The following is a 9,064-nucleotide window of genomic DNA, read 5'->3' as shown; positions in this document are numbered from 1 at the left end:
TCCGCCCGAGATGCCGACCGTATTCTTCATCAACGAACCGGTCTCGGAATCGCAGATCAACTGAACGTCACTGTCTCACTTGACTTGACACATAGCGGCTTGAGTAAGTCCGCCGAAGAATCGGTACAGCAGGATAATCCGTTCTCGTTCGGGGAGAGCGAGTAGCGCGGGACGGAGAGTTTCATGGTTGTCGATGCCGTCAAGTGCGGCGTCAAAGTCGCCGAGGGTGTCCCCGATGGACCGTCCGTCGCCGACTGTTGTCGCTTCGAGGGAGGCTGCTTGGTAGGAGTCGCCGGCGGCGGCGATCTGTCCGACCTCGGAGGGTTCGACGCCGATCTCGTGAGCGAGTTCGAAGGTGGTGGGTTCGCGTCCGAAGCTTTGAGTGAGGGAAGTGTGCGCTTTGTTGAGTGCGAGGTAGTTCTCCTGCAGCGAGCGAGGAACCCGGACTCCCCAGCCTTTGTCCCGGAAGTATCTGCGCACTTCGCCCATCATCGTGGGGACGGCAAAGGACAGGAAGTCGCGGCCCTTGCCCAGGTCGAAGCGCTCGACGGCGTTCACCAGGCCGAGACGTGCGACCTGGACGAGGTCTTCGTGGGACTGCCCGCGTCCGCGGTACCGGGCAGCGATGTTGTCGGCAATCGGCAGACTTGACTCGATGATCTGTGTCCGGAGCCGTTCCCGTTCGGGATCGCCGTCCGAAAGCGCTGTCATCTCAGCGAACAGATCGGTGAGGTACGTGTAAGCATTGTTCTCTTTCGGGGTAGCGCTCATTAGCTCGCCGGGAGAGCTTTCTCCAAGGTGATCGTCACAGATCGGTCCCCGGTAGGGGCCGCTGCTGGTGTTTGTTCAAGCATGACGTCATCGACCAACGTCCGCAGAACGAGCCAACCGAACGACGAAGTGCTGGCGTCGACCGGAGACGATGTCGTTGCAGCGAGGATCACTCGGAGCCGGCTCGGGCTGGTGACGGCGTCAAATGTGCACACCAGTGCGCTGGAGCGGCGAGCATGACTGACGAGGGTGGTGGCGGCCTCGTCGACTGCGATGACGAGGTCGGCCAGTGCGTCCATCAAAAAGGCCGTGATGGTCGGCCGCAGCCCGCACCATGGCTCGAAGTAGACCGAGTTGATCAGGGAAAGCTGGAACCGAGAGGGACGCCGTAGACGCGGCACGCTCCTGCTCAGGCGATGTCATCGGCGTTGCTCCCGTCGGGGTCGTGAGCATCGTATTCCCAGGTGGCGAGTGGGCACTGCACAGAATGCCCGGAGTGGCACCAGGTCATCGCACTACTATCGGCGCGAGCGGGAGCAATATCCAAAGACCCACATGGTGCCACTTCAGGGCATGGTTCCGTTGAGTAAATGTAGGTGATCGAAGGGCGTGTGCAGGGTGGTATAGCCGTCGAATCGCCTGCTACCGTGCGCGGGCTAATCGGTGAGGCCGCCGAGTTTGTCGTGAGTGACAGACCAGGATGTCGAAGGCTCGGTCGTCGGTGACGTCGACGTAGAAGCCGGAACTGCCGATGGTTTACGCCGGTCACCGAGTTTCCGTGGAGGCCAGGACGGGCGGGGAGACCGGATGTCCGGACGTGTGCGAGGCCGTATCTCCTGTCTGCAAATTTCTCTGCAGGATCTTGAACTGATCTTACCTGGGTGGTATACCAAATCTACGGTGTACGCGATAGATACTGAGTGGATGCGGCGCCGACTCGAACATTCGGTCACTGCCTACATGGCAGCCGATGTACGTGTAGAAACTGAAACACATTGCCTACGAGATGGTTTCGTATCGAAAACGGTGGTGGCGTGATGGAGCGATACAAGATAACGCTCGCGGACGGATCGAGCGGTGACGAGTTCTTCGAGTCGGACAACCAGGCGATTCTCGCTGCAACCGCCGCCAACGGCGGAACCAGTCAAGGGCTCCATGTTCAGCGCTACGACGATCGTGGTCGATTGCTGCCCACGAAACTGCCTCCGGGCGGACATTGCGGAACCCGATGCTCTCGCGCTCACCTTCAGAAAGACGCAGGAACCGCGCGGACCCGTCGCAGGTGACGTCACGTTTCCTCAGTGCGTGAACTGGGTAACAAAGCGGGGGTCGGTGAAGGAGGACTCGTGGTGGATGTCGTGGTGTGGACGGAATCCGAAGAGCGCGAAAGGTGGTGGCGCGAGATCGTGGGAATCGCGCCTTCCGGAGACCGTTGTGTGGCAAGAGATGTCGGAGAGTTGCCGCGTGCCAAGGTTTCCGCGGCCTCGGCAAGGCGTGAATCGCTGCCCACTGCGCTTCGCGGCGTGACCGCAGCCTGACTGCCGGCCCGACAGAAGGGTGGAAACACGGTGCTGAATGTTCTTCTGTTGCTTGTGATGCTGAGTATCGGCATGGGTGTGGTGATGTGTCTCGACTTCCGATCGCTTCGCCCCTCCGTGCGAGATGATCGCCGACGGTTTGCCCATCGGGGGCATTCGGGGATCACCAAGTCGTAGATCCATATCTGTCGACCCAGGTCTCCGTCAGCGGTATCCCCGATCCCTCGGGTGTGAACCCGACAGTCGGAGTGAAGACGCGTTCGGCCGGCACCTGACGTAATTGATGCGGTGCAGCGTTGATTCGTCGTCACGGTCGATGATTGAAGAAACGTCGGCTGGGGAAGGTGAGCGGAATGGCTACTTACAGAGTGATCAATCCTGCAGGCGACGTCACCGCGACGCGCGACATCGAGAGCGCTGACGATGCGCATGCTTGGTTCGTGGATGGCCGCGCCGACAACTCGGAACTGGGATGGCGTATGGAAGTTCGCCATGATGGCGAATGGTCGTTCTTCGACGACACCGAGGGCGCATCCAGCTGAGCAGTCGCTCGACGGGTGTGACGAAGATGAGGAAGGACGTTCAAGCATGAGTCAATTACTCGCAGGAAAGAAAGTGGCATTCCTCGTGGCGACGGAGGGAGTCGAACAGATCGAGTTGACGAATCCCTGGGATGCATTGGTTGCCGAACACGCTCAGCCGTCGATTGTTTCGACAGAATCCGGCACCATCCAGGCGTTCAACCATCTCGACAAAGCTGACGTCTTCGACGTGGATGCGGTGGTCGAGTCGGCGAAGTTGTCCGAATACGACGCGCTCGTCCTGCCCGGGGGCGTGGCCAACCCTGATTTTCTCCGCATGAACCCAGAGGCGGTGGCGTTCGCCCGGAGTTTCTTCGATGCCGGGAAGCCTGTCGCAGTGATCTGCCACGGACCGTGGACGCTGGTCGAAGCCGGCGTGGTGGCCGGTCGTACGCTGACGTCGTGGCCTAGTTTGCGTACCGATATCACGAACGCCGGCGGCACGTGGGTTGACGAGGAAGTCGTGGTCTGTACGTCTGGCCCGAATACGTTGATATCGAGCCGCAAGCCCGATGATTTGCCGGCGTTCTGCGCGAAACTGACCGACGCGCTCCGGCAGCCTGAGGCATCGACGAGGACTTCCGAGGGAAGTTGACCGGGAGGTAGATCGTGACTTCTACACCGCCCGAACCAGATCCGGAAAATACCCCTGACCTGGAACCCGGAGGCGGGGTCAAGCCGGGGAGCACCCCACCCGACGCTCCGCAGACGTCGGGATTGTCCGAACCCGAACCCTCGACCGTCAAACGCTTTCCAGTAACCGGGATCGCAGCGATCGTCGCAGTCGCGTTGGTTGTCATCGTTTTCCTCATCGCCACGGTGGCCATACTCGCATGATTTCTGCGTCTCGGACCGCGATGGGCTAGCCCGCAGATTTCCGTTCCCGCAGAGAGAACGGGGAATCTGCGGGCTGTTCGCGACTACAAGCCCTTGCCCGTGAACCTATGCCGCATGCACAGGGACCGAATGTCCATGCCGACCTCACGCCAACAGTGAGGTTCAGTGATTTCGGAGAGCATCGATCAGTTCGCTCTTCTCGAGATTCGAATCACCCTGAAGGTCAAGTTCTTTGGCGCGATCCGTCAATTCTTCGACCGTTCATGCTTCATACGGCGAAGACTTACCCGCCGATGCACCAACTCTTCGTCCACCTTTTGCTCGAATCACCTTCTTCGTAGTCTTGGTAGAGGTCTTGATCTTTGAGTTGGGGTTATGAGACGTGGCAAACCACTGGCGTCCTACCACGATCAAACGGCAAACTAGGACGCCTTGTGCCATCACACGAAAACAGTCGAGTGAGGAGTGGCCGTACCTGCGCGCAGTCCAGCCACCCCGTTTGAGGGCCGTGACCAGCGGGTACGTCGACCTCAAAGGTGATCGGATCAAGGAGGATGCCATGATCATTCTTGGAATTGTTTTGTTGATCGTCGGTTTCTTGACTGGAATCTCGATTCTGTGGACGATCGGCATCATTCTCGTGGTCGTCGGGGTCATTCTGTTCGCGCTTGGGGCTGCAGGACATGCCGTAGGCGGTCGGCGGCACTACTACTGACGCCTGGGCCCCGGGCGCCAGGGCCGGCCGCGACACCCGATTGTCTGACCGCTAGGCACACGGTCGAAACGAGGGAGTACTTCGCGTATGGTCGCCACGACGCACAAGTGATCCGCAGTTAACGGTCTCGGTTATCGCGCATCCCACGTCCGTCGCACATCTCACATGTCACGGCTGAGGAGTGGAACATGTTTGATCGGAACGTATCTCGAGAAGATCGCGAGGACGCTCGCCTCGAGGGTGGCGAAGGTCGGGAACCCGTGACCGGAACGGTTCACGATGTGAGACCGCCGGGTCGGATGTGGGTGCCGCGCAGCCGGGGCGCTGTCAGCGGCATGTTGCTGATTGTGCTCGGGCTCTGGGGAGTGCTCATTCCCTTTGTGGGACCGTACTTCTCGTTCTCTTTCGTGCCGGATCAAGCATGGACGTGGACCTCGGGTCGAGGTTGGCTCGAAGTGCTCCCCGGGGTGGTCACCGTCATCGGCGGGATTTTGCTGTTGTTCAGTGCGAATCGCGCTGTCGCCAGCCTCGGGGCGTGGTTGGCGGTCGTCGGGGGCGCATGGTTCATCGTTGGCCCGACACTGGCGCCGGTGCTGCATCTCGGGGAGGCGGGGACGCCGTCGGCGACCGAACCTGCGATGAGGGCTGTGCAGCAGTTGGCTTTCTTCGAGGGCCTCGGCGCGGTGATCTTGTTCCTTGGAGCCGCGGCGGTGGGACGGTTGTCGCTGCGCAGTCATCGTGATGTGGTACGCGCACAACGTCAAGTGGAGAACGGAGATGGGTCTACAGGAGCGGGGACAACGCTACGCACCCCCTGAGTTCGGGCAGGCCCTTCCTGTTCTCGGCTGTCGCTGCAACCGAGCAACGCTTTCTGCCATGGTTCCGTGTGGTCGCAGGTTGATTTCGTCTCGATGACTTCGAGCGAGAAATTACTCGTATATCGTTCAGGCACCGCGGCCGGTTTCCTTTGATGCCAATATCAACACGCAACCGAAGGGCGCCATGTGACGACTGGCGATTGTCACCGACTGAGACGAATCCAGTGGCGTGAGCGGCTCAGGGTTAGGATGCATTTCAGTTCCGGTCGTTGCCGGGGCAACTGACCGTTTACGCCGTGCCCGGTGCATGGCGGTGTCGAGCACGGGTAGGACGACATGCCTCTCACGAAGAAGCTATCCGAGATGTACGACGACGCGTTGACTGCACTGGCCGCGGCGTCCCAACGACCTGCCAACGTCGTGAATGTGGACGGCCAGTACGCTATTCGCGTCGACCTTGAGTACAACCGCTACGTCCTGGCCACGAACGCCCCGCGAGGACTATGGGACGAACCTGACGCCAGCGAATCCTGGTTGGTGCGCATCTTTCAAACCGGCGACGGCGGTACGGACACGCTGTTCGGTGAGGCGAAGAAGCCGTGGCTTATCGACGCATTCGATTCCGCGGTCGAACAGCTCGAATCTGATGGAAACATCCTCGTTGCCGATGTGGAATTCGGCAGCATTCGTCACACCAGCGAACTGGGCTGAACAGTCTCGGGCGTGACTTCCGGTGGTGTGTCCCCGGCCGTTTCGCTCAGCTGAGCGATCCGCGCAGCAAGGATCGCGTTCTCGGTTTCAAGTGAGAGAATGGCACCGATTCCGGTCAAGTTGACTCCGTCGCCGATCAACGCGGTAATACGGCGCAGTTTGTCGAGGTCCGCCGCGCTGTAACGCCGCGTTCCCCCACTGGTGCGTGCGGGAGTCAACAGTCCGCGACGTTCGTAGAGTCTCAAAGTTTGTGGGCCGACTCCGGACAGTTCCGACATCACGGAAATTCCGTAGACCCCTCGGTGGGCGTGCGCTGCATCCTTCAATGCCCCAGCACTCTCCTTCAACCCAGCCGAATAAGTCTCGACTTTAACATGTCGGTGCGCCGTACCCTGCTATCCCGTGCCTCAAATCTGATCGTCTCCGCTACAGATTTCATCTGACTTGCGAACCCCATTCGCAGAGGAAAGGAGCCGCTAGAGTCCGTACATGCTGGTTTCGCGCATACATGGGCACGTATGGGCTCGGACGTCGTATCGAGGTCGGTCGATCACTGCTCCTCCTGTTGCCATTTATCTGCATCGGCTGATATAGATTTACGACAGTCAATTACTTAGATGCATGCTGGAGCACTTGCACCTCGGGAGCGCGAATGACCACTGCCATGGCCACCGCCCACGGCGGCGACGGCATCACCTGCCCGGCGCTGGGAATCGCTGAGCTGAAAGTGCCCTAATCGGTAGTTGGGATAGGAGCTGACCCCGTATAGGGACAGTTTGTGTTCTGGTGCTGCTGTCGGGGCGACGCCTGTTGTTGCCCGGACATTCGATGTCTCACGAAAGAACGGTGCGCCCCGGTAGCAGTGATCTGGTGTTCGGTGGTGTGATGGCGTTGCCCCTGCCGACCGCAGGGTTCACCCCGGTATGAGTTCTCCCGAGCCGTAGAGCTCTTCGGAAAGCACTGGGGGTCCTGCGGTGTGCTGGAGTCACGGACGGCTACTGAGATGACGGACCGTCGAGTCCTGCGATTAGGGTGCCGCGTGGCCCCTGCCCGGTACCGGGCATCGTATCGAGCAGACGGAGGGAACGAATGAGTTTGTTCTGTGGAATCGATTGGGCCACTGATCATCACGACATCGCGGTCGTCGACCACACGGGCCGCCTGGTGGCCGGCGGCAGGGTCGAGAACACCGCCTCGGGATTCGAGGCCTTGTTGGCCATGCTCGCCGACGCCGGTGAGGACCCGCACGAGCCGGTGCCGGTGGCCATCGAGACCGATCACGGTCTGTGGGTCGCGGCGTTGACCGCCTCGGGAAGGCAGGTCTACCCGATCAATCCGCTCGCGGCCTCGCGTTACCGGTCCAGGCATGTCGTCTCCGGAGCGAAGTCCGATGCGGTCGATGCCCGCACCTTGGCGAATATCCTGCGCACCGACCTGCCCGAGCATCGCCCACGATCGAATGATTCCGAGCTGGCCCAGAGTGTGCGGGTGCTCGCTCGCGCGCAGCAGGACACGATCTGGAACAGGCAACAGGTCACCAACCGGGTCATCGCGCTGCTCAAGGAGTTCTACCCGGCAGCGTTGGAAGCCTTCGCCGGTCTCGAAGGCGGCATCACCCGAGCCGATGCCCGGATGATCCTCACCGCTGCTCCCACCCCTGCCCAGGCGGCCACATTGACTCCGGCCCGATTGCGAAAGTTGATGGCCAAAGCCGGCCGCCAGCGATATCTCGATCGGGACGCCGGGCGCCTGCGCGAGGTGTTCACCGCCGAGCACCTCCGTCAGCCCGCCATGATCGAAGAAGCGATGGGACGGCAACTGAGCGCGTTGCTCGGGCAGCTGAACGCCATCTGTACTGCGGTTGCCGACCTGACGGAGGCGGTTACCGAGACTTTTCACCGACACCCGGACGCGAAGATCCTGACCAGTTTCCCCGGCGTGGGGCCAGTGGTCGGCGCCCGGGTGCTCGCCGAGATCGGTGACGACCGCTCGAAATTCGACGACGCTCGTGGATTGAAAGCCTTCGCTGGATCCGCGCCGATCACCCGCGCCAGCGGCAAGAAGACCGTCATTACGCACCGGCACATCAAGAACCGGCGTCTCGCCGCCGCCGGTTCGATCTGGGCGATGGCAGCGCTGAAATCCTCGCCCGGAGCGCGGCGGCACTACGACGCGCGCCGAGCCAAAGGTGACTGGCTCCAAGAAGCCAAACGCCACTTGTTCAACAAATTCCTCGGACAACTCCACCACTGCCTGCAAACCGGACAAACCTACGACGAAACCCATGCCTTCCCACCTCCTCTCGTGCTCGCGGCTTGACTGTTAACTTCCTGAGATGTCTTTCGAGGAGTCGACGGTGCGTGATTCTTTCTGACTCGGATGCCCGGTATCGGATCGAAGAATTTTTCTGTACGCGGTGAGCAGATATTTTTCGGCAGCGGTGTAGTCGGTGATCGGGGTGCCGTCTGAGTCTGTGGTATCGACGATGAGTTCGAGGTAGCGGCGGCGGTATAGATAGGCATCGGGTTGCTGCAGCAAGAATTGCGCGGCGGCGATGACTTCTGGACTCGACGCTGCACGTGCGAATCTGGCGTGAGACTGCAGGTGGCGATCTATGTCGTTGTGCGGGTACGGATCTGACTCTGTATTTGTTGGGTCGTGGGCGTTCATCAGGTCGTGCTCCTGGCGTTGATTCGTTCTGTGTCGCCGTCGTAGTAGTCCAACAATCTCTGATCCATCACCCGGCGCCACAGCGGTGGAATCCACGCGATCACGATCATCACTGCGTAGCCGGCCGGAAGTTGCGGCGCTTCGGCCGCGCTACGCAGACTTTGGTACCGCAGCTTCGGGTTGGCGTGGTGATCGCTGTGCCGCTGCAGTTGGTAGAGAAACAGATTGCTCACGACGTGATCGCTGTTCCAACTGTCAGCGGGGCTGGCGCGAACGTACGAGCCGTCGGCACGCTTGCCACGCAGCAGGCCGTAATGCTCGAGGTAGTTCGCGGCTTCGAGGAAGGTGAATCCGGCAACTGCCTGCAGCAGGAGCCAGGGCGCGACCTCCCAACCGAAGATACCGATCAGCGTCGCGAAGAGG

Annotated in this window: 14 protein-coding genes; 9 read left to right on the top strand and 5 right to left on the bottom strand. The window is 60.7% G+C overall.

Going from position 1 to position 9,064, the window contains the following annotated elements:
• Positions 1-75: 75 nt before the first annotated feature.
• Positions 76-771, bottom strand: coding sequence for a sigma-70 family RNA polymerase sigma factor (locus A2J01_RS26635; protein WP_082900968.1), 696 nt, complete (start codon positions 769-771; stop codon positions 76-78).
• A complete protein-coding gene (locus A2J01_RS26630) occupies positions 771-1,070 on the bottom strand; it encodes a hypothetical protein (RefSeq protein ID WP_064113944.1) in 300 nt (99 codons plus the stop codon). The genes A2J01_RS26635 and A2J01_RS26630 overlap by 1 nt, the downstream gene beginning before the upstream one ends.
• A gap of 738 nt (positions 1,071-1,808) precedes the next feature.
• Between A2J01_RS26630 and A2J01_RS26625 the strand changes: the two genes are divergently transcribed.
• The 8 genes from A2J01_RS26625 to A2J01_RS26585 all read left to right on the top strand — a co-directional run bounded on the left by A2J01_RS26625 (position 1,809) and on the right by A2J01_RS26585 (position 5,971).
• Positions 1,809-2,057, top strand: a complete 249-nt coding sequence (locus A2J01_RS26625) for a hypothetical protein (protein ID WP_064113943.1) — start codon at positions 1,809-1,811, stop codon at positions 2,055-2,057.
• Between the two features lie 60 nt (positions 2,058-2,117).
• A complete protein-coding gene (locus A2J01_RS26620) occupies positions 2,118-2,309 on the top strand; it encodes a hypothetical protein (protein WP_156519419.1) in 192 nt (63 codons plus the stop codon).
• A gap of 353 nt (positions 2,310-2,662) precedes the next feature.
• The gene (locus A2J01_RS26615) at positions 2,663-2,851 is read left to right on the top strand and encodes a hypothetical protein (protein ID WP_064113942.1); all 189 of its coding nucleotides are present in this window, start codon (positions 2,663-2,665) and stop codon (positions 2,849-2,851) included.
• Positions 2,852-2,897: 46 nt separating this feature from the next.
• Positions 2,898-3,485, top strand: coding sequence for a type 1 glutamine amidotransferase domain-containing protein (locus tag A2J01_RS26610; protein ID WP_064113941.1), 588 nt, complete (start codon positions 2,898-2,900; stop codon positions 3,483-3,485).
• Between the two features lie 14 nt (positions 3,486-3,499).
• On the top strand, positions 3,500-3,727 hold the full coding sequence (locus tag A2J01_RS26605) for a DUF6480 family protein (RefSeq protein WP_024488143.1): 228 nt from the start codon (positions 3,500-3,502) through the stop codon (positions 3,725-3,727).
• Between the two features lie 559 nt (positions 3,728-4,286).
• Positions 4,287-4,442, top strand: coding sequence for a DUF6131 family protein (locus A2J01_RS36610; protein WP_099698487.1), 156 nt, complete (start codon positions 4,287-4,289; stop codon positions 4,440-4,442).
• A gap of 188 nt (positions 4,443-4,630) precedes the next feature.
• Positions 4,631-5,260, top strand: coding sequence for a hypothetical protein (locus A2J01_RS26590; RefSeq protein ID WP_064113940.1), 630 nt, complete (start codon positions 4,631-4,633; stop codon positions 5,258-5,260).
• A 336-nt stretch (positions 5,261-5,596) separates the two neighbouring features.
• Entirely contained in the window at positions 5,597-5,971 is a 375-nt protein-coding gene (locus A2J01_RS26585; RefSeq protein WP_064113939.1) for a hypothetical protein, read from the top strand.
• Here the strand turns inward: A2J01_RS26585 and A2J01_RS26580 are convergent.
• Positions 5,950-6,297 (bottom strand): MerR family transcriptional regulator, encoded by a 348-nt coding sequence (locus tag A2J01_RS26580; RefSeq protein WP_269455342.1) that lies wholly within the window; start codon positions 6,295-6,297, stop codon positions 5,950-5,952. The genes A2J01_RS26585 and A2J01_RS26580 overlap by 22 nt on opposite strands.
• A 763-nt stretch (positions 6,298-7,060) precedes the next feature.
• On the opposite strand from A2J01_RS26580, the gene A2J01_RS26575 reads away from it, so the two are divergent.
• On the top strand, positions 7,061-8,290 hold the full coding sequence (locus A2J01_RS26575) for an IS110 family transposase (RefSeq protein ID WP_044480091.1): 1,230 nt from the start codon (positions 7,061-7,063) through the stop codon (positions 8,288-8,290).
• A gap of 3 nt (positions 8,291-8,293) precedes the next feature.
• Here A2J01_RS26575 and A2J01_RS36605 read toward each other — a convergent pair whose 3' ends face one another.
• Positions 8,294-8,641 carry a hypothetical protein gene (locus A2J01_RS36605; RefSeq protein WP_197494310.1) on the bottom strand — a complete coding sequence of 116 codons (348 nt, stop codon included), beginning with the start codon at positions 8,639-8,641 and terminating at the stop codon, positions 8,294-8,296.
• Positions 8,641-9,064, bottom strand: a 424-nt coding sequence (locus A2J01_RS26565) for a fatty acid desaturase (protein ID WP_197494309.1), incomplete at its 5' end; no start/stop codon positions are given. The genes A2J01_RS36605 and A2J01_RS26565, both read right to left, overlap by 1 nt.

Source organism: Rhodococcus sp. EPR-134 (genome assembly GCF_001647205.1).
Taxonomy (GTDB): Bacteria; Actinomycetota; Actinomycetes; order Mycobacteriales; family Mycobacteriaceae; genus Rhodococcus_F; species Rhodococcus_F qingshengii.
This window is presented reverse-complemented; position numbering and strand designations above follow the sequence as displayed.

Bases quoted from the DNA above. Each gene is read 5' to 3' on its own strand.
- A2J01_RS26635 (WP_082900968.1), bottom strand. From the start codon at position 771: ATGAGCGCTACCCCGAAAGAGAACAATGCTTACACGTACCTCACCGAT.
- A2J01_RS26630 (WP_064113944.1), bottom strand. From the start codon at position 1,070: ATGGACGCACTGGCCGACCTCGTCATCGCAGTCGACGAGGCCGCCACC.
- A2J01_RS26625 (WP_064113943.1), top strand. From the start codon at position 1,809: ATGGAGCGATACAAGATAACGCTCGCGGACGGATCGAGCGGTGACGAG.
- A2J01_RS26615 (WP_064113942.1), top strand. From the start codon at position 2,663: ATGGCTACTTACAGAGTGATCAATCCTGCAGGCGACGTCACCGCGACG.
- A2J01_RS26610 (WP_064113941.1), top strand. From the start codon at position 2,898: ATGAGTCAATTACTCGCAGGAAAGAAAGTGGCATTCCTCGTGGCGACG.
- A2J01_RS36610 (WP_099698487.1), top strand. From the start codon at position 4,287: ATGATCATTCTTGGAATTGTTTTGTTGATCGTCGGTTTCTTGACTGGA.
- A2J01_RS26590 (WP_064113940.1), top strand. From the start codon at position 4,631: ATGTTTGATCGGAACGTATCTCGAGAAGATCGCGAGGACGCTCGCCTC.
- A2J01_RS26585 (WP_064113939.1), top strand. From the start codon at position 5,597: ATGCCTCTCACGAAGAAGCTATCCGAGATGTACGACGACGCGTTGACT.
- A2J01_RS26575 (WP_044480091.1), top strand. From the start codon at position 7,061: ATGAGTTTGTTCTGTGGAATCGATTGGGCCACTGATCATCACGACATC.
- A2J01_RS36605 (WP_197494310.1), bottom strand. From the start codon at position 8,641: ATGAACGCCCACGACCCAACAAATACAGAGTCAGATCCGTACCCGCAC.